General features: G+C 37.3%; 21 protein-coding genes and 1 tRNA gene. 2 read left to right on the top strand and 20 right to left on the bottom strand.

Going from position 1 to position 22,647, the window contains the following annotated elements:
• Positions 1–644: 644 nt before the first annotated feature.
• The 18 genes from MUA51_RS04190 to bshC form a co-directional block, all read right to left on the bottom strand.
• A complete protein-coding gene (locus MUA51_RS04190) occupies positions 645–1,184 on the bottom strand; it encodes a hypothetical protein (RefSeq protein WP_262560608.1) in 540 nt (179 codons plus the stop codon).
• A gap of 322 nt (positions 1,185–1,506) precedes the next feature.
• Complete coding sequence (ileS, locus tag MUA51_RS04185) at positions 1,507–4,254, bottom strand: isoleucine--tRNA ligase (RefSeq protein WP_262560607.1); 2,748 nt, start codon at positions 4,252–4,254, stop codon at positions 1,507–1,509.
• 186 nt (positions 4,255–4,440) lie between these two features.
• A complete protein-coding gene (locus MUA51_RS04180; RefSeq protein WP_262560606.1) occupies positions 4,441–5,049 on the bottom strand; it encodes a DivIVA domain-containing protein in 609 nt (202 codons plus the stop codon).
• A 25-nt stretch (positions 5,050–5,074) separates the two neighbouring features.
• Positions 5,075–5,845 carry a YlmH family RNA-binding protein gene (locus MUA51_RS04175; protein WP_262560870.1) on the bottom strand — a complete coding sequence of 257 codons (771 nt, stop codon included), beginning with the start codon at positions 5,843–5,845 and terminating at the stop codon, positions 5,075–5,077.
• A gap of 154 nt (positions 5,846–5,999) precedes the next feature.
• A complete protein-coding gene (locus MUA51_RS04170; RefSeq protein WP_262560605.1) occupies positions 6,000–6,293 on the bottom strand; it encodes a YggT family protein in 294 nt (97 codons plus the stop codon).
• Between the two features lie 10 nt (positions 6,294–6,303).
• Positions 6,304–6,870, bottom strand: coding sequence for a cell division protein SepF (locus tag MUA51_RS04165; protein WP_262560604.1), 567 nt, complete (start codon positions 6,868–6,870; stop codon positions 6,304–6,306).
• Between the two features lie 4 nt (positions 6,871–6,874).
• Complete coding sequence (locus tag MUA51_RS04160) at positions 6,875–7,549, bottom strand: YggS family pyridoxal phosphate-dependent enzyme (RefSeq protein WP_262560603.1); 675 nt, start codon at positions 7,547–7,549, stop codon at positions 6,875–6,877.
• Positions 7,539–8,360 (bottom strand): peptidoglycan editing factor PgeF, encoded by an 822-nt coding sequence (pgeF, locus tag MUA51_RS04155; RefSeq protein WP_262560602.1) that lies wholly within the window; start codon positions 8,358–8,360, stop codon positions 7,539–7,541. The genes MUA51_RS04160 and pgeF overlap by 11 nt, the downstream gene beginning before the upstream one ends.
• A 153-nt stretch (positions 8,361–8,513) precedes the next feature.
• Positions 8,514–9,674, bottom strand: coding sequence for a cell division protein FtsZ (gene ftsZ, locus MUA51_RS04150; protein WP_262560601.1), 1,161 nt, complete (start codon positions 9,672–9,674; stop codon positions 8,514–8,516).
• A 29-nt stretch (positions 9,675–9,703) separates the two neighbouring features.
• A complete protein-coding gene (ftsA, locus tag MUA51_RS04145; protein WP_262560600.1) occupies positions 9,704–11,089 on the bottom strand; it encodes a cell division protein FtsA in 1,386 nt (461 codons plus the stop codon).
• A gap of 218 nt (positions 11,090–11,307) precedes the next feature.
• Entirely contained in the window at positions 11,308–12,201 is an 894-nt protein-coding gene (locus MUA51_RS04140) for a cell division protein FtsQ/DivIB (protein WP_262560599.1), read from the bottom strand.
• A 13-nt stretch (positions 12,202–12,214) separates the two neighbouring features.
• Positions 12,215–13,564 (bottom strand): UDP-N-acetylmuramoyl-L-alanine--D-glutamate ligase, encoded by a 1,350-nt coding sequence (murD, locus tag MUA51_RS04135; protein ID WP_262560598.1) that lies wholly within the window; start codon positions 13,562–13,564, stop codon positions 12,215–12,217.
• Positions 13,565–14,530: a phospho-N-acetylmuramoyl-pentapeptide-transferase gene (gene mraY / locus MUA51_RS04130; RefSeq protein WP_262560597.1), complete on the bottom strand. Its 966-nt coding sequence runs from the start codon at positions 14,528–14,530 to the stop codon at positions 13,565–13,567.
• Between the two features lie 88 nt (positions 14,531–14,618).
• Entirely contained in the window at positions 14,619–16,769 is a 2,151-nt protein-coding gene (locus MUA51_RS04125; protein WP_262560596.1) for a penicillin-binding protein, read from the bottom strand.
• Positions 16,750–17,145 (bottom strand): cell division protein FtsL, encoded by a 396-nt coding sequence (gene ftsL / locus MUA51_RS04120; RefSeq protein ID WP_262560595.1) that lies wholly within the window; start codon positions 17,143–17,145, stop codon positions 16,750–16,752. The genes MUA51_RS04125 and ftsL overlap by 20 nt, the downstream gene beginning before the upstream one ends.
• Before the next feature lie 11 nt (positions 17,146–17,156).
• Complete coding sequence (gene rsmH / locus MUA51_RS04115; RefSeq protein WP_262560594.1) at positions 17,157–18,092, bottom strand: 16S rRNA (cytosine(1402)-N(4))-methyltransferase RsmH; 936 nt, start codon at positions 18,090–18,092, stop codon at positions 17,157–17,159.
• 18 nt (positions 18,093–18,110) lie between these two features.
• Complete coding sequence (gene mraZ / locus MUA51_RS04110) at positions 18,111–18,542, bottom strand: division/cell wall cluster transcriptional repressor MraZ (protein ID WP_262560593.1); 432 nt, start codon at positions 18,540–18,542, stop codon at positions 18,111–18,113.
• A gap of 145 nt (positions 18,543–18,687) precedes the next feature.
• Complete coding sequence (gene bshC / locus MUA51_RS04105) at positions 18,688–20,301, bottom strand: bacillithiol biosynthesis cysteine-adding enzyme BshC (RefSeq protein WP_262560592.1); 1,614 nt, start codon at positions 20,299–20,301, stop codon at positions 18,688–18,690.
• Positions 20,302–20,432: 131 nt separating this feature from the next.
• On the opposite strand from bshC, the gene MUA51_RS04100 reads away from it, so the two are divergent.
• Positions 20,433–20,885 (top strand): N-acetyltransferase, encoded by a 453-nt coding sequence (locus MUA51_RS04100; RefSeq protein WP_262560591.1) that lies wholly within the window; start codon positions 20,433–20,435, stop codon positions 20,883–20,885.
• 345 nt (positions 20,886–21,230) lie between these two features.
• Here MUA51_RS04100 and MUA51_RS04095 read toward each other — a convergent pair whose 3' ends face one another.
• Positions 21,231–21,362, bottom strand: coding sequence for a beta-class phenol-soluble modulin (locus MUA51_RS04095; protein WP_262560590.1), 132 nt, complete (start codon positions 21,360–21,362; stop codon positions 21,231–21,233).
• Between the two features lie 685 nt (positions 21,363–22,047).
• On the opposite strand from MUA51_RS04095, the gene MUA51_RS04090 reads away from it, so the two are divergent.
• Positions 22,048–22,121: transfer RNA gene (locus MUA51_RS04090), tRNA-Arg, on the top strand.
• Positions 22,122–22,135: 14 nt separating this feature from the next.
• Here the strand turns inward: MUA51_RS04090 and MUA51_RS04085 are convergent.
• Positions 22,136–22,510 carry an FAD-dependent oxidoreductase gene (locus tag MUA51_RS04085; RefSeq protein ID WP_262560589.1) on the bottom strand — a complete coding sequence of 125 codons (375 nt, stop codon included), beginning with the start codon at positions 22,508–22,510 and terminating at the stop codon, positions 22,136–22,138.
• Between the last annotated feature and the right edge of the window lie 137 nt (positions 22,511–22,647).

The following is a 22,647-nucleotide window of genomic DNA, read 5'->3' as shown; positions in this document are numbered from 1 at the left end:
TCAGAGTTTAATACGACAATTGTCTGTAAAGAAAGAACTTTCTGAAAGTATTGTATATCATTATAAATTTAGTTTCAAATGATATCAAGATTTATGATTACTAGGTTATTGAAGAATTTTTATCATTTCAATATACAAATCTGAATTTCTGATATTTATTGCCATACCTCACGTAATTTTAGTGTAAAATTATATTTAAATGGTTAAAGATACGTATAAAGCCCATAAAAAAAGACAGATAAGTGTTTTTTTACATCCACTTATCTGTCTCAATTCAATATTATTTCATGTATTTAAGGTTACTATTTTTACTTTTCTTCAAAAATTTGGGCGTAAAAGTCATCAATAAATAATTGTAATATGTGTTGAGCAAAGCGATTCGCATAATTCTCGCTTTGAACTTCATCTTCAAACCACATACCATTAATATATTCATGGTAGTGTCTATTTCATGGGCTAAAATTTCCAATATATTTAATTTAACACAGCAGCATAAATTCCTTGTGATTTCTTTATGCGTTGATAGTCTTGTAATGATATTTTTATTTTAGGGTACATTGTTAAACGATTTGGTAATTCTATATAGCCATCACAATTTTTTAAAGTTTTCTTTGTGAATGTAACTGTCAAACGAATTGGGAACTTCAATTGTTGGTGCAAAATGTTTCAAACAATTGCATCACTTTAAAAATTCTCTTAGGAAGGTCTTTTTTATACTTAATTTTCAACCCATGTTTTAAGTGTCTTTGATACATAGGTATCATAAAGATATATTGATGAAACATTGCTTCTTTTTCTTGATACATTCTTTTTTCATATTGTGAATACTGACGAATGTATTCTTGAGCATCACAATCTTCTTGATCCATCACATAAAACTTACTAATTTGTAAAGCTAAGTCTCCTAGTACATCAAAAATAATTGATTTGAATACATCCTGCCCTAACTTTTTTTTCATTTTTATATCTCGTTCTATATCATATAAAGAATAATAAATTTTTCTATCTTTCATATCTACATGACAATCATATAAATAACCGTATGACAGAATAGGATGGTCATGAACAATTATTTCTATTGTTTTTTTGAACTGACGATGACGATTGAGCCACTTGATATAGTCATCTATTCGATTAATAAAATGTACATGTTTTTTTTCTACATGTTTGGTTAAAGTGATCATCTATTTCCCCTTTCTATCGGATTTTATTACTTTTTAACAAATTGTTTTTCTAATTCAAAATTTTATTGATTAACTCCCTATCGTGTAACTCCAATATTTTGTATTAATAGCCGATCTATATGTGTTTACAAAGATAATATACTAAATTATTTTATGTGTAAATATTCATTCATAGATGTTATTAACACAATACATTGCCAATTTTTATGCCATAGAAAATGATAGGCGAAAATAATTCTATGAATCCTAAAAAGGAGCCACCCTTTAAACAATACTTTGTTTAAAAGGTGGCTCGCTTATTAATCTTTAATGCTAATATTTCTTAGCCAAGTGTTTTTACAACTTGTTGACAGCGTGGACATAAGTTTGTTAACTCGCCTACTGTACCTAAGCTATCGCTGTAATTCCAGCAACGTTCACATTTTTCACCGTCTGCTTTTGCAATTTCAACTGTTGCATGTTGATATGCTTGACCTGTCGGAGCATCAACAACTTCAACTTGAGAAACGATGAACAACTGATTCAAGTCACTGAAGTCTTTTAAGAATTCGACTGTATCGAATGATTCGCTGTTACCGATTCGTACTTTTGCTTCTAATGATTTACCGATAACTTTTTCATTACGTGCTGCTTCTAATGCACGGTTTACATCGTCACGTAATGCCATGAATTGTGACCATTTGTCTAATAAAGCTTGGTCTACTTCTTCTGCTTTTGGCATATCTGTCAAATGAACACTTTCTACTGTTTCTTGTTCGATGTGTGACCATACTTCGTCAGCTGTATGTGGAATGATTGGTGCTAATAATTTTGTCATATTGACTAAGATTTCGTATAACACCGTTTGCATACTGCGACGTTTGTGTGCTGATTGTGCTTCGATATATAGGATATCTTTACCATAGTCTAAGTAGAAGTTACTTAATTCCACGTTGATGAAGTTTTGGATTTCTTGGTAGATATCTAAATAATCGTAGTTATCAAAGTGTTCTAAAGTACTGTTTGTGAACTCACGTAGACGGTTTAAGATGTAACGATCAACTTCTAATAAGTCACTTTCAGCCACTTTATCTGTTTCAGGATTATAGTCACTAACGTTACCAAGTAAGAAACGTAACGTATTACGGATTTTACGGTATACATCTGCAACTTGCTTTAAGATTTCTTCAGAGATACGAACGTCAGCAAGGTAATCTACTGAACTCACCCATAAACGTGCAATGTCTGCACCTTTCTGTTTCACAACTGTATCCGGAACGATAACGTTACCGAGTGATTTACTCATTTTTTTACCTTCGCCGTCCATTACGAAACCATGTGATAATAACATTTTGTATGGTGAAACGTTACGTGTCGCAACAGAAGTTGTGATTGATGAGTTGAACCAACCACGATATTGGTCACTACCTTCTAGGTACATATCTGCCGGGAAGCTTAACTCTGGTCGTGTTTCTAATACACCACGATGTGAAGAACCTGAGTCGAACCATACATCCATGATGTCTTCTTCTTTTGTGAAGATACCGTTCGGGCTACCAGGATGTGTGAATCCTTCTGGTAATAAGTCTTTTGCTTCACGTTCGAACCAAATATTTGATCCATGTTCTTCAAATAAATCTGCTACGTGATAGACTGTTTCTTTCGTCATGATGATGTCACCATTTTCAGCGTAGAATACTGGAAGTGGTACACCCCAAACACGTTGACGTGAGATTACCCATTCGCCACGATCACGGATCATGTTGTAGATACGTGTTTTACCCCAATCGACCTTGAATTTTGTTTGATCGATCGCATCAAGGATATCTTGACGAACTTTTGAAATTGAAGCAAACCATTGTGGTGTTGCTCTGAAAATAACTGGTTTTTTCGTACGCCAGTCATGTGGGTAACTATGCGTGATGAAGTCTAGTTTTAATAACGAACCTTTCTCAGTTAATAACTCAGTAATTGCTTTGTTTGCTTTATCATAGAACATACCTTCGAATTGACCCGCTTCTTCAGTGAATACACCTTTCGCGTCAACTGGGCTAATCACTTCTAAGTCGTATTTTTGACCCACGATATAGTCATCTTCCCCGTGTCCAGGTGCTGTATGTACACAACCTGTACCTGCATCTGTTGTAACATGTTCACCATTGATCACTAATGAAACACGATCGATGAATGGATGTTGTGCTTCTACATATTCAAGTTCTGAACCTTTGACTTCTTTTTCACGCACAATTGTTTCCTTATCCCAGCCAAGTTGTTCTGCAACTTCATCTAATAATGCTTCAGCAACAATATATTTTGTGCCTTCCACATTCATTTGTACATAGGTTAACTCTGGATGCACACTGATAGCAACGTTTGCTGGTAATGTCCATGGTGTTGTTGTCCAAATAATGAACTTCGCATCTTCATCTACAACGCCTTTTGCATCTTTGATATCGAATGCAACGTAAATAGACGCTGATTGTTTATCGTGGTATTCGATTTCCGCTTCTGCAAGTGATGATTCACTTGATGGTGACCAGTAAACAGGCTTTTTACCTTTGTAGATTAAGCCACGATCAGCCATCTCACCAAACACACGGATTTGTGCGGCTTCATATTCTGGTTTCAACGTGATGTATGGATTATCAAAGTCTCCATTTACACCTAAACGTCGGAAGTCTGCTTTTTGATTTTCGATTTGTTCCATCGCAAAAGCTTCACACATTTTACGGAACTCAGCTGTTGACATTTCTTTACGCTTGACGCCCTTTTTCGTCAATGCTTGTTCAATCGGTAAGCCATGTGTATCCCAACCTGGTACATACGGTGTGTAAAAACCTTGCATCGTTTTATAACGTACGATAAAGTCTTTTAAAATTTTGTTTAGCGCATGTCCCATATGTAAGTTACCATTCGCATAAGGTGGGCCATCATGCAAAATGAAGTGTGGTTTCCCTTCATTTTTTGCTAAAAGCTTGTTGTATAAATCTTGCTCACGCCACTTTTCCTGAATTTGAGGTTCTTTGTTCGGTAATCCCCCACGCATTGGAAATTTTGTTTTTGGCATTAATAATGTATCCTTGTACTCCATATTCTATACACTCCTTTAACTAGAAAGAACTCTAAGCTCAATAACAGGGACGGCTATACCGCGGTACCACCCTGATTAACTCAGCTTAGAGTTCTCTCGTAAATATATATTCATCTTAAAAGCCAGTGATACAAGAAAAGGTCCTCTACTAGGCTCCCACCAACCCTAGCTCGCTGTCATCATGACTTATTTCTCTTGCTTGTCTGTCTCTTTTTGTTCTTTTTGTTCTTTTTGTTCTTTGGATTCTGAACTTTTTTCTTTGTCAGCTTCCGTAATATCTTGTTCACTTAAATGTGCAAAGTTTTCCTCAGTGACTTGTTGTGCATCCAAATCATAATTGAGTAAGTAATCCCAATCATCATTTTTTAACAAATCTAACTGCGCTTCAACAAGCATCTTGAATCGTGAACGAAAGACTTTTGATTGACGCTTCATATCTTCTGTTTGGAATGAAATACGACGTGCCTTTTCAAGGCTATCATTCACAATACGGTCACCCTCAGCTTGTGCTTTGGCAATGATTGCTTCTTGTTCTTTTTGTGCAGCGGCTTTTGTTTCATCTGCAGCACGCTGTGCACTCACAAGTGCTTCCCCGACTGACTTTTCAACTTCTTTGAATGATTGAATGTGTGAATCACGCTCAGCTAAAAACTGCTCCAATTGCTTTTTGTCTTCTTTTAAGCGTTCAATTTCACGAGATAATTCACTCAAATATGATTCGACTTCTGTCGGTTCAAAACCATTTTTAATTCGTGTGAATGATTTATTTTTAATTTCACTTGGTGTATAAGCCATGATAAGTGTCCTCCTCCATCATACACTATTTAAATAATGTTTGATAGGTTATTCTCAATTTATCTTTTTTTGTACGATCACCAACTGCGGTAATACGTGCTCTCCCAAAACCTTGTATGGATAATAAGTCACCTTGTTCCAATTGATAATCAACTGCTTCAATCACAGTGTGGTTCACTTTTACACGTTTACGCTGTATCAGTTCTTTTGCAATCGACCGAGATTTATGTATCATTTCTTTCAATACAACATCAAGACGCAGTGCGCTTACAGTCGCATCTACTGTTTGCCAGTATGCTTTAGATTGTACCATATCTTGCAAGGAAACGATATGAAGTTTAACTGTTGCCCCTTTAATCTTTCTTAATTCCATCATAATATAAGATTCTAGCTGATTTGTCAAAACAAACTGAATTCGATCTCCTACAATAATATCTCCTACTTGTTCTCGCTCAATTCCAAGTGACATGATTGTCCCTAATATATGACGGTGTTCGAGTGTCACAAACTTTTCAGGATAATCTACTTCAATCACTGTCAGTTCAAAATCCGCTTCTTGTGGAACATAGTAGTCAGGCGCAATAACTGCACGACAACGTTCTGCATTTTGTCCTCCATTGAAGTGAACATTCATCTCTGGAAAACTCCCCACAATCACTTCTAAAATATATTGACTTCTTGGATCTAAAAAATATGTTAGAACAGGGGCATATTGTTGTGATGCAGTACGTACTTTATCTAACAAATTATCAATAATCGGACGTTCTTCCACCCTAAAATGTTGATATATATCGATTTTAGACACTCCTTATTCAACATGATGTTATCGTCATACGTTATGTGAAAAATCCCGTAATAAGACAAAGTGTCCTAGTACGGGATCAATCGTTTAAGCAACTTTACGAAAATATTTAGACAAATATTCATCTTAATATAACATTACTGTTATATTAATAAAATTGATTGATAATAAAATAATATATCGCAATGATACCGCGAGAAAATAAATTCAAGACGATAAAAGCGACAACCGGTGATAGATCAAGCATGCCTCCTAATGGCGGAATAAAACGACGGAAGATTCCTAAGTATGGCTCATATAATTTTGCCATATATTGTCCGACAATACTTTCCCTTGCACCAGGTATCCATGACATGAAAATATAAATAATCATCCCGATTGAGTATATACGTACAACAAATAGAATGAATTGTACGATCGTTTGTAATAATTCTACACTCATGTTTATCTCCTTATTCGTATTGCGTCTCCATTGATTCGATTTGATCCGTAATACTACCAGCAACTTCTACATTGTCAGGTGTACATAAGAAAATATCCGCACCTACGCGTTGAATATCGCCACCAATCGCATAAACAGTCCCGCTAAGGAAGTCGATAATACGCTTCGCAGACACTTGATCAATACGTTGCAAGTTTACTAAAGTGGCACGACGATTTTTAAGTTCGTCTGCAATGTCTTGCGTGTCAGAAAACACACGTGGCTCAAACAAGCACATTTTCGAGCTACCATTTTGTTCCACTTCTTGAGACTGATTCATACTTACCACGTTCCCCTGTCCTTGATTATTCGATTGCTGCGGCACTTGATGTAAACGTTCGTTCTTCGGTGTTTTGATACGTGTTGGTTGCTTTTTAGGCACTGATTGAATCGCACGTGGACGTTCATGTGCTGGCTTCGACGCTTGTGCCGTCTCAGACGCTTTACGCTGTTGTTGACGTGCTTCTTGTTCTTCTACAAACGTATCCTCTTCTTCTTCAATTGTAAAAAAACCGTTGAACAAATCTTTAATTGCCATGAGTTCACTCCTCTTTTCCTACTAGACGCGTGCCGATCCTAACAAATGTTGCGCCTTCTTCTGTTGCAAGAGCATAATCATTACTCATTCCCATAGACAGTTCTGTACATGGGGCATGAGATAAATGTTGTGCTTGGATCTCATCACGTTTATGTTTAAGTTGTTTAAATATTGACTTCAAATATGCTTCATCATCCGTATAAGGTGCCATCGTCATTAACCCTACAACACGGATGTGTTCATACGTCTCCAGCATCTCAATAAACGGCAAGACTTCGTCGAGGCTGACACCGTGTTTTGATGCCTCACCTGATACGTTAACTTGTACAAAGCATTTAATTTCATGTTCCGCGCGTTTATTGATTTCTTTCGCTAAACTTTTTCGGTCTAACGCATGTAAGTAATCGATCTCATTGATGACATCTTTTACTTTTCGTGATTGTAATGAACCGATAAAATGCATCGTTACATCATCTGGTAATGCCGCCTTTTTCTCTAAAAAACCTTCCAGACGATTCTCACCAAAGTGACGTAGCCCTGCATCATAAGCTTCTTGAGCTCGCTCTATTGTAACATATTTTGTAACGGCAATCACGTTTGGCAATGTGCCGTCACCATCATGTGAAATATGTTGTTTCAATGTGTTTTCAATTTCATTAAAGTTCTCTTTAACTGACATTTTGATTCATCGCCCCTTCGCTAGATTGTGATATGAAGGCAAGCATGCGTCCGGTATTTCCTTTTTCAATACGATATGAGAAAAACCGATCTAACTCCTCTGATGTCGCATGCTCTGTACAATAAATATTGGATTCAGATACCCCATAATACATACACAGTTGTTTGTTAATATGCTTCAAGTCAATCCCATGTCTATCGTCATCACGTGTATCGATCATCGGTGTGACATCTATTGGAAGTTGTTTGAACTTTGACAGGATATCATCATTAATCTCATAAGAATTTGATGTAGCTGGTCCAATGACAACATGTAAGTCTCTCGCATCATATGAAAACTGTTTTATCAATTCATAAACAATTTGCTGAACTGTACCACGCCAACCTGCATGCACAAGTCCGATAAAATGATGTTTGGGACTGTAAAAGTAAATAGGAACACAATCGGCATAGCACATTGTTAATACTGTATCTGTATCAAAGGTATACATACCATCGACACCATACAGTACATCATCTGACAATTCATGAATATTTTTACCTTGGTCAGCCGCTGTAATTTCAACAACTGTATGACCGTGTGTTTGAATTGGAAAGACCCACTGTTGACGAGAAATACCTATCTCTTCAGCCAAAACATTTTGATGGTGTGTAATATTCTCTGGTGCATCGTCTATATAACGTGCCATATTAAACGCATCTTTTGGATATGGACTAACGCCACCATGACGTGTCGTAAACCCAAGCGTGATGCCTTGTGTAAGTGCCGGTTCATAAGATAAGTAATGTCCACGTTGAACAAATGCTTCCATACATATCACTCCCTTCTGATCATTGATGTCGTGAAAAACGAAATGCTAGGACAATGAAGTAATGACATTTGCCCTAGCACTTTCGTACGTAAATTCTGTATCGATTGCCAAAGAATATTCTTCGCAATCTCATATTTATATTGACGTTAAAGATTAGCGACGTGTTCTTCTTGAGCGTCGTTCTTCTCTGTTACGGATGAAGCTTGGAATATCATCTTCAGCAGTGCTGTGTGAACGTGTTGTGTCAGCTTCTTTATCTTGAACTGATGTTGAACCACCAAAGTTAGATTCTTTAGCTGGAGTTTGTGTCGCACTCGCTCCGAAACCAGAATGACCTTGTTTGCGTGCTTGTGAAGATGGTTTATCTTCAAAACCAGTCGCAATAACAGTCACAACAATCTCATCTTGTAGCTCTGGGTTAATTACAGTACCGAAGATCATGTTCACATCTTCATCAGCTGCATCTTGTACGATATCAGCCGCTTCTTGTGCTTCGAATAATGACAATGATTCGCCACCTGTAATGTTCATCAGCACACCTTGTGCACCTACGATAGATGTTTCAAGCAATGGTGATGAAATGGCTTTCTTCGCTGCTTCAACAGCACGGTTTTCACCAGAAGATACACCGATACCCATTAATGCTGAACCTTGGTTAGACATGATTGTCTTAACGTCTGCAAAGTCTAAGTTTACTTCACCTGATACAGCGATTAAGTCAGAGATACCTTGTACACCTTGACGCAATACATTGTCTGCTTCTTTGAACGCTTCCATCATTGGTGTTGACTTATCAACGATGTCTAATAAACGGTCATTAGGGATTACGATTAATGTATCCACAGCAGCTTTCATAGATTCTACACCTGCAGCTGCTTGTGTTTGACGTTTACGACCTTCAAAGCTGAATGGACGTGTCACAACACCTACTGTTAATGCGCCCATTTCTTTTGCGATTTTGGCTACAACTGGTGCTGCACCAGTACCAGTACCGCCACCCATACCAGCTGTAACGAATACCATATCAGCACCTTGAATGGCATCTTCAATTTGTTCACGTGATTCTTCTGCAGCTTTTTTACCGATTTCAGGGTTAGCACCTGCACCTAATCCACGTGTTAATTTTTCACCGATTTGAATTTTCGACTCAGCTCTAGATAAGTTCAAAGCTTGGCCGTCTGTATTAATTGCGATAAATTCAACATTGTTCATACCGTGATCGATCATACGGTTTACAGCGTTGTTACCGCCACCACCGACACCAATAACTTTAAGTGTCGCTAAATGATTAAACCCTTGTTCAAATTCTAACATTTAATTTTCCTCCTAATCTTTGTAGCCAATCAATCAAACAGAGATTTCATAATTTTTTTGAATTTACTTTCTTCTTGCTTCGGTTCACCGTTTTCAGCGTCTGTATGTTCTACATGTGTATCAGCACTTGTATCATCTTCAGCTAGATCTGATGATGCTTGCTTTTTCGGTTTTCTTTTAAAGAATGATTCAAATCCATTTGGTTTTGCTTCGTGAGATTTTACGTCATTTTCAATAACTTCTTCTTCGATTTCCTCGTTATCATGATTACTAATTGTAACATAATCTAATAACTCGTCAAAAGCAATACTGCTAGAAATTGTTGAAATCGCTGAAGAAAATTCTGGTTTACGTACACCCATTTGAGATGGTGTATGAATACGTACCTTCTCACTTACCATATCTTGTAAAAGTTCCTTCACACCTAATAAGTTGGCTGAGCCACCTGTAACGACAAATCCGCCGTTAACCTTCTTCAAGTCGAGCGCTTCTAAAATATCGAATACGGCGAAGAAGATGTCTTCAACACGTGCTTCGATCACATCACTTAACTCTTTCTGTGTATACTGTGCGACTTCATCCGAATCGAGCGGTTCAACAGTAAACACATCTTGGTCGGATGCTGAATCGTAAAATGCATGTCCATATTGTTGCTTAATCTTTTCAGCTGAATCGTGCGTCGTATTTAGGAATTGCGCAATGTCATCTGTAATGTGACGTCCTGCCATCAATACAACGTCTGCATCTAACAATTCACCACGCTCGTAGTAAGAGATTTGTGTTAAATCTTCACCAATATCAATCACACATGCACCGAGTTCTCTTTCTGTCGGTGTCAAAATTGAGCGATAATTGTAGGCGTCAGAATAGACATCAAACACATCTACGCCACTTGACTCAACACATTTAATCATGTTGATAAGATCAGATTTGTTGATGGCGATCACACCTGCATCGACTTGTAAAGAATGACGGGCAACAAGTTCTTTTGGATCTGACACTTCATTTGTTTCGTCAACTACAAAGCGAAGTGGATATACGTTAACGACTTCTGTGTCTTCAACATCGTTCTTATTGCGAATAGCTTCTAGAAGTGTTTCAATATGTGTTCCTTCGATTTCCGTATCTTGATGAAATTCCATTGTGTGTGTTTCATCGTATACTTCTGTTCTTACAATTGGTAACTTCAAAAATACTTCTTTAATATCTATGCCTGAAGCAATAGATGCTTTTTTAATTGTGTCTTTAATCGCTTGTTTCGCAATATCAAAATCATCGATCAAGCCATTTTTTATTCCATTCGTATAGGTTTGCCCTGTACCTATCACGTTAATTCCGTTATGAAATTTTTCACCAACGATTACTTTCACGCTTGATGAGCCGATATCTACACTCACATAATAATGCTCTTCCATAGATAGGCACCTCCTGACAGTTGTTTACATATTTACACTATTATAAGTTTACAATAACACTCTACTAATGTGAACTATAAACCTATTGAAAATCTAACTTTTTTCCGGCAATAAGCGACAATAAAATGATATGTACACTCATCATCAGAATGAGATGAAAGATTGCATTGTTGAACTTCATCAACTATCGTCCAAATCGAGTGGTGATACACCCGACCTTATTGCGCATCTTCATCGCGCTCTTTAATCTTATTCAAAGCTTTTTGCAGTTCATTTTTCGCTTCATCTTCTAATTGCGTTTTGTTCACTACTTGTTGTGAACTTGCTGAATCATCATTATCCTTCTCATCGTTGTCATATGGGATAAATGTGGCACCTACTGATAAATCAATATAGCCTGATCGTTTTAACTGTCCTGAATCATACTTATCTAACGCTTGAGACATGCTCGGATAATACTTTAACTTTTGTGCGATTGTTTTCGTATTACCGAGCACTTCAATGCCATCACGCATATACAAACGAATTAAGTGTGGCTGATTCTTCTTTGGCTCATAAACAATTTCTGAGATTTGCGCACGTGTTGTACGATCCATTTTTTCAAGTGCTTCAACAAGTTTTTGTTTTTCTGTACCTTTGAAGCCCTGAAGATATGGTGCTTCATTCGGAATTGCTTCGTTATAAGACTTCAATATCCGTCCATTTTCAACAACAGGCACATCTTTGCCTTTTACATTAACAATACCGACAATGGTATGTTCTGTAATTTGAATATCTAACGAATCAAATAATCCTTTCCGAATGTTTGCTTCCTTGATGAGTGGATGTTTTTCAATACGTGTTTCAGCTTGTCCGCTATCGTACGAATAAACTCTCGTCTCTTTGTTAAGCTTTAAGTCTTTTTTAATTCGCTCTGTTGCAACATAATGATTGCCGTGTACATTCACCTGTTTAACGAGACTTATCGGCGTATACATATAGGCTAAAATAATAATGACAATTAAAATCAAGCCTAACACGACACCTAATTGAATGCGACGGCGCTTTTTCAATTGACGAAGGCGCTTTTCTTTAAGAAACGTTTGATCAACTTTTGGGATTTTTTCAGTCATTTCATCCACATCCTTAATGTGATGGCAAATGACTGCGGAATGCAGCCGTAAACATGTCACCACGTTGCTCAAATGTATCATATTGATCCCAGCTTGCACACGCAGGAGATAGTAGCACAACATCATTCGGTTCGATGACATCTTGAATCTTCTCGACAGCATCGACGACATCAATTGCTCGAATGACAAGTTTACCTTGACTCTCACCTAACTTCACAAATTTATCTTGTGTTTCACCGAATGCAACCATGACACGAACGTTGTTCATGTATGGTATCAAGTCGTCAAAGTCATTGCCGCGATCCAATCCACCACACAACCAAATAATTGGCTGCGTAAATGACTTTAATGCAAATTGTGTCGCTAACGTGTTTGTCGCTTTTGAATCATTATAATATTTGTTCGTTTTGTTATTACCGATATATTGAAGGCGATGCGCAATACCAGAAAATGTCGTTAATGATTGAATGATCGCACCTACTGATACCCCTGATAAAATGGCTGCCAATGTCGCTGCTAAAATGTTCTCTAAGTTGTGCTTGCCTGGTAAAACAATATCATCTAAGTGAATTAAATGAATACCTTTGTAGACGATATAATCATTTTCAACATAAATGCCATCGACTGGTTGGTCTGTTGAAAAATATAAAATATTAGATTTAATTTCAGCAGGATTAATTAAATGACGTTGCTGATAATTAAAAATTAAATAATCACTTTCTGTTTGATTACGGAAAATTTGCTTTTTAGCATCCTGGTAAGCTTCCACAGAACCATGATAATCAATGTGGGCTTCGTAAATGTTTGTCACAATCGCAATGTGCGGTCTGTAATGTTCAATACCCATTAATTGGAATGATGATAATTCTGTGATCAAATATTCATCCGCACGTACATCTTGAGCTACTTTTGAAGCAACATAGCCAATGTTACCTGCTAAGTGACCTGTTTCTCTACTCTTATTAAACATATCTCCAAGCAGTGATGTCACTGTTGTTTTACCATTTGTTCCTGTAATCCCAATGATAGGTGCTTCAGAAATTAAATAACTCAACTCAACTTCCGTTAAAATTTTCAATCCTCTTGCTTTTGCTTCTTGTAATAAAGGGACGCTATAAGGTATTCCAGGATTTTTCACGATAACGGGACTTTCATCTAACAATGCAATAGGATGCGAACCACTTACTACATTAATACCTAGTGCTTCCAAATCTTTTGCATGTGGATCTTGAGACAGATCTTTACCATCATTTATCGTTACGTCTGCACCGAGTCGATGCAATAGCTTCCCTGCTTCGTATCCACTTTTCGCCATGCCGAGTACAAGTACTTTTTTATCTTTTAAGCCAGTATAGTTAATCAATTAGCTCACTCCAATCCACAATCCGATAAGACCTGTAATCAAACCAACTGTCCAGAATACAGTCACAACTTTCCATTCACTCCATCCTTCAAGTTCAAAGTGGTGATGTAAAGGGCTCATTTTGAAGACACGTTTTCCTGTCAACTTGAATGACGTCACTTGAATCATCACTGAAAGTGTCTCCAATACGAAAACAAGACCAATGAATAATAATGACAACTCTTGGTTCAACATAATTGAGATTGTCGCAAAGATACCACCGAGTGCCAAGCTACCCGTATCTCCCATAAACACTTTTGCGGGATTGATATTATACGGTAAAAACCCTGCAAGTGCAGCAACCATGATAATACAGAATAGCCCGATTGCTGGCTGATCTAGCACAAAACTCATAATGGCATACATCGTAAAACCAATGATAGATAACCCTGTTGCGAGACCATCTAATCCATCTGTTAAGTTAACCGCATTTGAAAAACCAACTTGCCAGAATACAATAAATACCACATAAGCATATGACAGCGGAATTGTTACATCTGTAAATGGTAAGTTAATATTTGTTGAAAATTCAACTGCATTAAATCCTTTGGCAACAATAAAGAAAATAACTGCAATCGCAATTTGTGCCAAAAACTTCTGTTTACTCGTTAACCCTTGATTGTTCTTTTTAACAACAATAATATAATCATCGATAAAGCCGATAAGTCCGAATCCAATCGTTACAAAAAGTAACAGTAACAACGGACTTGCGGGTTCAACAAAAATACTTGCAATGATAGTTGTCACAATCGCACCGATAAGGAATGTTAATCCGCCCATTGTCGGTGTTCCTGTTTTCTTCATGTGACTTTGCGGTCCTTCTTCACGAATACTTTGTCCAAACTTCATTCTTTTCAATGTTGGAATTAAGATTGGCACTAAAACTGCTGTGATTACAAATGCAATAATTGCGCTAATAATAGCCATAATAGTCTCCTTTTTGATATGTCATATTTTCACTCAACTGTGGGAGTAGAACAATCAATATCACCGATGTCCCACTCCCCTAGCTGTTTTATTCTTCTTCCTGAGATTTCATCTTCACTTCAATCTCTGTCTTCTTATCTATTGCTGCTTGTGCACCCACTGATTGTGACGTCACAAATCCGCTTCCCGTTACTTTTAATTTCACACCTGTAAGTGATTCAAATGCAACGAGATCATCTCGTGTCCATCCAGTCATGTTCGGCATCGTCAAATCACCGTCTGTCAGTAACAACACATGGCTGTTCGGTAATAATCTAGTACGAGATGAAGGACTTTGGTTTACGACTTTTTCACCTTGCCCGATAACGACTGGGTTTAATGACTTATCAGCCAGCGTTTTTTCTGCCTTATCAACTGATTTATCTGTCACATCAGGTACTTTTTTAATCGTAACTTTATCATCCAGTTTTTCTTCACCTACGTTTAAATATTGTAGTGTATTTTTCATAATTGGGATAAATGCACGGCTCACACCCATCTCATACGCTTCTTGATCGCGTTTTTGAGCAAGGCTCATACCTGCATAGACGACAACACGCGGATTTTTACTTGGCGCATGTCCCATAAAACTTACAAAGTACGGATTAGGACCTTTTACATAACCACCATTTTCAGGGTCAGCCACTTGTGCTGTTCCTGTTTTACCAGCAACTCGATAACCTTCCACCTTATAGTTCGAAGCATGACTTTTTTTACTGTTTACAACCTTATCTAATTCTTCCTTCACTTTGTCAGCTGTTTCAGGGGTGATTGGTTTCCCTGTCACTTTACGCTTACCTTCAACAAACTTTTCATCAGTCACTGGATTCATGACAGAAGAGATAAAGTAAGGTCGTACCATCTCTCCTTTATTGAAGAATGCTGACTGTGCTTGTAACATTTGTGCCGGCGTTACAGTTGTTGATTGTCCGAAAGCACTTGTTTTTTGCATCAGTTCATTTTCCCATGCAATATTCCCGCTTTGTTCACTATCAAACAAACTTCCTGTTGATTTACCAAACCCAAATTTTTCATACCATGATTGCATTTTATCTGCACCTACAAGGTCTTGAAGTTTCATCATCAATGTATTTGAAGAATAGGTAAAACCTAAACTCATTGGGATGTCTCCCCACCCTTTTTTGTTCCAGTCGTAGATGCGTGACCCTTGAATATCACGGTAGCCCGATTCATATTCTTCTTTCGGTTTGAACTTCCCTTCTTGTATCGCCGCAGCAAGACCGAACGACTTGAAGGTTGATCCCGGTTCATATAAGTTTTGATACAAGTTGTTTGCCCATTTTTTACCGAAGTCCTCTCCTGTTTCAGGATTAAATGTCGGTCTTTGACTGTATGCTAAGATCTCACCTGTTTTCGCATCCATCACTACCGCAAATAGATCTTTAGGTTCATATTGTTTTACCATATCATCTAACGCTTCTTCCACAAACACTTGAATGTTTGAGTCAAGTGTTAGATGAACGTCATCGCCCCGTTTTGGTGCTACTTCATTTTTAGAATTTGGAATAATATAGCCCCAAATATCTTTCGTATAGGAAGCATGTCCTTTTTCTCCAGACAGATAGCTATCAAAGATTTTTTCAACACCGAGTGCGCCCTTTAACTCTCCCGTTTCTGGATCCTTTTGTGCCATTCCTATTAAATGGGAAGCAAAGTTACCATTTGGATAGAAACGCTGCACTTCTGGATACATCGTAATCCCAGGTAAATTCATATTTTCAATTTTTTCTTTATCATGATATGTCAAATTTTGACCGGCTTTACCAAACTCAACTTGGAAAGCTTTTTTCATTTTCAAGCGTTTTTTAATATCTTTTTCTGACATATCAATCACTTTTGCGAGTTGTTTGGCTGTTTTCTTCTTATCAACGACATGTCTTGGTTCTTTTGACTCTTCGCTTGCACGTTTATCAATCACTGCTGCAAGACGAAAACGGTCAACATCTTCTGCTAGAATTTTACCGTTTCGATCATAAATCTTCCCACGTTCCGCAGATTGATCTAATTGTGCCAAATATTTCTGATTGGCGCGCATGATCAAATCTTCTCCGGATGACTGTCCAGATAACATCACATAACCGTACCTTAAAACCAATGAAAAAAAGAGCAGCCCAAGTACAACTGTCAGGAGGACTGCTCCTAGTTTATTTTTTTTAATTTTAATTTTTCGCTTCGCCATTATTACGCACTACCTTTACATTCTCATTCTGGAGACTCATGCCTTGCTTTTGAGCTTTGTTATAGATGCGTTCATAAGATGCATTCTTCATCGTTTCAGACTTCAATGCACTATTTTGACTTGATTGCTGTTCAATTTTTTGATCTAATTCTGCAATTTTCCCTCTCGTATCATACGCGTCCATTTTAAGAGACAACATAAAAATACTGATTGCAGCAATTAATGCTACCATCGATATGTATAGTAGTTTTTCAAAGCGTGTAAACTTAACAACGACTTGCTTTTTGATCGTTTGTTTCTGCGGTGTAGTCGCTGGTTCGCTTTGTGGTTCTGCCATGTGCTGTTGGTACGGTTCATAAATATTTTCTACAGCCATAATAATCTCCTTTATTTTAATATTTCTGCAACGCGCAGTTTGGCACTTCTTGCTCGATTGTTATCTAGCAAGTCTGAATCGCTCGCTACGATTGGCTTGCGATTGACACGTTTCAATTTCGGCGTATAAGCTTCAGGAAGTACAGGTAACCCTCTTGGAACATCTGGCCCCTTCTCATACTCTTGAAACATCTGCTTACACAAACGATCTTCTAACGAATGGAACGTGATCACTGAGATACGTCCCCCCACCTTCACACATTCAATCGCTTGCTCAAGTGAATCTTCAAACGCTGCCAACTCATCATTCACCGCAATACGAATTGCTTGGAAAACACGTTTTGCTGGATGACCACCTTTGCGTCTTGCTTTGGCAGGAATGCCTTCTTTGATGCACTCCACAAGTTCTAACGTTGTTGTGATCGGTTGCACTTCACGTTTTGCTTCAATTTTCCGTGCGATTTGTTTAGAAAACTTCTCTTCTCCATATCGGAAAAAGATTTTGACTAAGTCTTCATAAGACCATTCATTCACAACTTCATATGCTGAAAGCGCCTGTGTTTGATCCATTCTCATATCGAGCTTGGCATCGTGATGGTAACTAAAACCACGTTCTGGCACATCAAGTTGCGGACTTGAAACGCCCAAGTCGTATAAAATGCCGTCAACTTTCTCTATCTCTAAATCAACTAATATTTGATTTAAATGTCTAAAATTACTGTGTACAAAAGTCACTTTATGCAAGTGATCTTGCAACTTGTCTTTTGCATGTTCTATGGCTGTTGTATCTTGATCGATGGCGATTAAACGCCCTTCATCAGACAGTTGACTCAAAAGGTATTGCGAGTGTCCAGCACCACCTAGCGTACAGTCAATATAGACACCATCTTCTTTGATATTTAGTTGATCGACTGTTTCTTTAAGTAAAACGCTAATGTGATGAAACACGCCAAAACCTCCGTTGTATTAAAAATCAAAATCAATTAAATCTTCTGCGATTTCTTCAAAATTCTCTTCAGATTCATCGTAAAAATCATTCCAAGTTGCACGATCCCAAATCTCGATACGATTGGAAACACCAATAACGGTACATTCCTTATCAAGATTGGCATATTCGCGTAATTTCGCTGGAATATTTATACGTCCTTGCTTGTCTATTTCCACTTCGACAGCACCTGAGAAGAACATACGCATAAATTTACGCGCATCACGTTTTGTCATAGGTAAGGTTTTCATTTTGTCTTCTATCGTTTGCCATTCTTCAAGTGTGTAACCAAACAAGCATTTATCAAGGCCTCTTGTGATAATGAAACGTTCATTTAAGTCATAACGAAACTTAGACGGAACAATCATTCGCCCTTTAACATCAAGCTTATTTTCATATTCGCCCATGAACATTTCTTCTCACCTCACCTTATTTATAATTTACCACACCTCACCACTATCCACCACTAATTCTGTAAAAATCGTCAAATTTTATCTAAAAAACCAAAAAAAGAGGATGAAACGCATTTAGCGAATCACCCTCAAAAGGTTGCTATATCTAGAGTTTTATAATGATTTGATCAAAAGTGTAGTGAAGTGGTGGGAAAGTGGAGGACGCATACACATCTAACCCATTTTCATTCAAGATTTGTAATGGATTCCAAACACGTTCTTGTAATCCACCCATTGGATGGAGTGTTTGTGTCAACACTTCAAAATGACGCATACTAATTTTATTTTCTCGTGCAATATTATTTAAATAACGAGATTTCAGAAATTCTAACTGATACATTTGAATTTCTTGATTTTTCTTCACTAGATTTTTGTTATCTTCAGTATCAGACATCTCTTGCGTCAATGTCTCATAAAAAGCTTGATGCTGATCTTGCATCGCTTCAATTTGCTCAAGTACAACTTCTGATGCGTTCGCACGAATAAAGCGTTCTCGTGCTGGTTGCGTTCCTGCTTCCATTACTTCTTCCAATGCCAAATCATATTTCTCGAGTAACTTCTCAGTATTTGATGTCAAATAAGTCATTCTCATACGTGGTAAAACAATTGGCATTTGAACATCAAACAGTTCAAAGACACCTTGTAACTCTGCCCAGTATTTAATCTCACTTGGTCCCCCTACAAACGCTACCGTATTAAATAACCACTCTTGCATCAGCGGACGTGTCACCACGTTGTTAGAGAAACGCTCCGGCGATTCTTCGACAAGTGCTATCAATGCTTCCATTGAATAAGTATTCTCACTCTTACTCAACTTAAAGACCCCATCAGCATATGTGAGCAATTGACGTTGATCATCTTCGTGCAAGAATAGATGCACATTCGTATCAGTCTGAATCATCGCTGTCAATCCCGCTTCAGTAGTCTTACGCTGTACATCACGGAAAGCTTGGTCTACCAATGCATGTCGTTGAATAATCTCTTTAAACAATGTTTTTTCAATATTTCTCAGTTGCATATCTTGTGCATCGATTAATAGAATCCCGCGCTCACCAAAACACATTTGTATCATTTGTTTGAAAACATCTATCCATGTCGTCGACTGTTGAATCATATCATCAACTTGATCAAATAAACGTTTTGAATACGCCGTTTCAGGCATTGATTCAAAAAATTGAACGAGTGTTTGATGTAATACTTCACGATCCGGAGCATAACGAGAAACCGTCGTTTCTGGTGGTGTCATCGTATGATATTTAACCTTATTAAGATGCCCCGTACGCTGATTCATCACATACGTATGATTCACTTCGTCAAAGTCGTGATCTTCCCCAGCAATCCAAAACACAGGTACAACACGTTCATTATATTCTGATGATAATTCATCTGCTTTCGTTAATATCGATAAAATTTTATGAAATGTATAGAGCGGCCCCGTAAACAATCCAGCTTGTTGTCCCCCAACGACAACCTTTGCACCTTCAGATAATGCTGTCATATTATCCAACTGTGTTTGTGTCAATGATAAGTCTGACATATAATCACGCACAACTTCTGCAACCGCCTGTTCACGTCCATTATTATGGTGCGCCATACGCTGTTTATAACTTTCCACTCTATTCGGATCATATGTGAAAAATTGTAGGATGTCCGCATTGTGATTCGTATATTCCTTAATAAATGAATCATTTTCCTTCATCGTGATATTTAAACAATCCATGCTCGTATCTCCTTATACTGTAATCATTACCAGTATAATAGTTACATGTCTGTCTGACAATTTTACGGCTTACTTCAATAACTTTCAGAATTGCGTTATAATAGAAGAAAGTCAACGGAGGGGGTCATCCTATGGCAAAAGTTACACATCTTGATATCAACTATAAAACAGAAGAATTATTTGCAGCATTTCGTGAAAACTTTGGAAATAAAGACTTATACTTAGTGGATGAATTACATGGAGAAATGATTGATGCAAGTTCCGATTCGCCGTTTTACGGCATCTTTGTCGGTGAAAAGCTTGTAGCAAGAATGGCACTTTATCGCAAAGGAGAAGTTGAAGAAACTTACTTCCCAGAATATGATGATTATCTTGTTATTTGGAAAGTAGAAGTGTTGAAACCATATTGGGGTAAGGGCTATGGTTCTGACCTACTCGAATTTGCAAAATCATTCGGTCATCCAATCAAAGCCATCGCTCGCTTTGAATCAAAAGGGTTCTTTGTGAAAAATGGTTTTGAAGACTTAGAAGCACAAAATGATGATGGACATGATATTCTCGTCTGGTCACCCAAAAACAGTTAATGATCAACACGAGGTTATGAAAAGTACAGTTAGAATTTAAGCAGAACTAGAGCAGCGATCAAAATCGCTTTTTGATTTTGGAGCATTGCGACGTTCTGTCGAAAGCCTTGCTTCTGGGATGCCAAATTGGGTTTCCCAGAATATATATTTATGATGTCTCAGCTCGTTTTTTGTAAAACGGGAGAAGGCTAGGAACACATCTACATGTATTCCTAGCCCTTTTTATGTTCATTTAGATAAAACTCACTAATACGCAACACTTTTCTACTGCAACGATGCCAGCATTGTCATCGTATGATAATACTACTTCAGTTCAAGATTCGACAATATGAATTCAACTGAAACCTAGCCAAAGAAACCAGAGATAAGACCAATACCTTGTGCAACGATATCCGCAATACCTGTTCCCATTGTTACCCAGTCTTGATCTAATCCTGCTTGTACCGTATCTTTAATTGCATTAATAAATTCTGACATAAGTATGTACACTCCTTAAATAAGACTATTTCAAAACCAAGCCGTCGTGTTTGATGACTTCGTTTTGTTAACTACACTGTATCGCATCTTTTACAATATCAGGTCGTTTTTCCCCAACTCGTCAGATTTTATGCGTAAGTGTTGAATCAACTATTATTTTTAACAGTTACGTTGCCCAACTGTTAAAATTAGCGAAATATCGCTTTTCTTTTATGCGTCATCATGTAGAGACTACACTTGGGCATGCCTAACTGTTTATCATTAAGAAAAATTGTACGGATATGCATGCATTCTATTAAGTTACGCAAAACCTCACTTTCAATTAAATGAATCCGTTAAACTAGTATTAAATTAACAAAGAGGAGGTCACTATCATGACTTGGGCGAGTATCATTCTAGGTATTGTAAAATTAATCAAAGGTTTGGTAGACATATTTGCGAAATAAGATATTGACTTAGCGTTGAGATGTAACGAACATGTCTCAGCGCTTTTTTGATATTAATGAAAAGCTTCATATTAGGTATATAATAACTGAACAATAAGTATCTAGATAGTAGTCACTGAATTACACACTTATTTAGCAGAATGTAAAATTTCTACATATAAGTTAAATGGAAAGAAAATTCCCTAGTAATCTGTTGCTTTATTCAACAGACTTGGTTATAATAAGTTTTGTGTTAAAAAGTCCTGGTAGCTCAGCTGGATAGAGCAATGGCCTTCTAAGCCATCGGTCGGGGGTTCGAATCCCTCCCAGGACGTTACTTATAGAAATTTAAAGACATTTTAATTTTAAGAATCCCGTAAACACGGGGTTCTTCTTTATTTTGTTTAGAATTACATGCCATATCTCACTAATTTTTAGGGACTTTTTAGGGACCCAAACTTGTATAATTAACCCCACCCAAATTAATGAGTGGGGTGCCGCTACAACTTCATTTTTTCGTTCAATAGAATCTTTAAAATCTACCTCATGTTGACTATCATGGGCGATTACTTTAGACGGAATACATCCTACATTAATACATGTCCCGCCATACAGAGAATTCTTCTCTACTACAGCTATCTTTTTGCCACTTTGCGCTTCTTCTTTTGCGAACATTTTGCCACCTTGTCCAAAACCTAAAATAACATAGTCAAAATTCTTCATGATCCATTCTCTTTTTCAATAATGTACACATTAATTAAAGTAGAAAAGAGATACAAAGTAAAATATTCTGCTTAAATTATCTATAATAAGTTTTATCGTGTTATAATTAGTGAATAATATCACAAATAGAGAGGCTG

The organism is Staphylococcus sp. IVB6214 (assembly GCF_025558585.1).
Lineage (GTDB): Bacteria > Bacillota > Bacilli > Staphylococcales > Staphylococcaceae > Staphylococcus.
Note: the sequence above shows the minus strand (reverse complement) of the source record. Positions and strands in the feature narration are given on the sequence as shown.

Bases quoted from the DNA above. Each gene is read 5' to 3' on its own strand.
- MUA51_RS04160 (WP_262560603.1), bottom strand. From the start codon at position 7,549: ATGTCAGTTAAAGAGAACTTTAATGAAATTGAAAACACATTGAAACAA.
- ftsZ (WP_262560601.1), bottom strand. From the start codon at position 9,674: ATGTTAGAATTTGAACAAGGGTTTAATCATTTAGCGACACTTAAAGTT.
- MUA51_RS04100 (WP_262560591.1), top strand. From the start codon at position 20,433: ATGGCAAAAGTTACACATCTTGATATCAACTATAAAACAGAAGAATTA.
- MUA51_RS04095 (WP_262560590.1), bottom strand. From the start codon at position 21,362: ATGTCAGAATTTATTAATGCAATTAAAGATACGGTACAAGCAGGATTA.
- MUA51_RS04085 (WP_262560589.1), bottom strand. From the start codon at position 22,510: ATGAAGAATTTTGACTATGTTATTTTAGGTTTTGGACAAGGTGGCAAA.
- MUA51_RS04165 (WP_262560604.1), bottom strand. From the start codon at position 6,870: ATGGCAATTAAAGATTTGTTCAACGGTTTTTTTACAATTGAAGAAGAA.
- MUA51_RS04140 (WP_262560599.1), bottom strand. From the start codon at position 12,201: ATGACTGAAAAAATCCCAAAAGTTGATCAAACGTTTCTTAAAGAAAAG.
- MUA51_RS04180 (WP_262560606.1), bottom strand. From the start codon at position 5,049: ATGGCTTATACACCAAGTGAAATTAAAAATAAATCATTCACACGAATT.
- mraY (WP_262560597.1), bottom strand. From the start codon at position 14,530: ATGGCTATTATTAGCGCAATTATTGCATTTGTAATCACAGCAGTTTTA.
- MUA51_RS04170 (WP_262560605.1), bottom strand. From the start codon at position 6,293: ATGAGTGTAGAATTATTACAAACGATCGTACAATTCATTCTATTTGTT.
- ileS (WP_262560607.1), bottom strand. From the start codon at position 4,254: ATGGAGTACAAGGATACATTATTAATGCCAAAAACAAAATTTCCAATG.
- mraZ (WP_262560593.1), bottom strand. From the start codon at position 18,542: ATGTTCATGGGCGAATATGAAAATAAGCTTGATGTTAAAGGGCGAATG.
- MUA51_RS04190 (WP_262560608.1), bottom strand. From the start codon at position 1,184: ATGATCACTTTAACCAAACATGTAGAAAAAAAACATGTACATTTTATT.
- ftsL (WP_262560595.1), bottom strand. From the start codon at position 17,145: ATGGCTGTAGAAAATATTTATGAACCGTACCAACAGCACATGGCAGAA.
- MUA51_RS04125 (WP_262560596.1), bottom strand. From the start codon at position 16,769: ATGGCGAAGCGAAAAATTAAAATTAAAAAAAATAAACTAGGAGCAGTC.
- ftsA (WP_262560600.1), bottom strand. From the start codon at position 11,089: ATGGAAGAGCATTATTATGTGAGTGTAGATATCGGCTCATCAAGCGTG.
- pgeF (WP_262560602.1), bottom strand. From the start codon at position 8,360: ATGGAAGCATTTGTTCAACGTGGACATTACTTATCTTATGAACCGGCA.
- bshC (WP_262560592.1), bottom strand. From the start codon at position 20,301: ATGGATTGTTTAAATATCACGATGAAGGAAAATGATTCATTTATTAAG.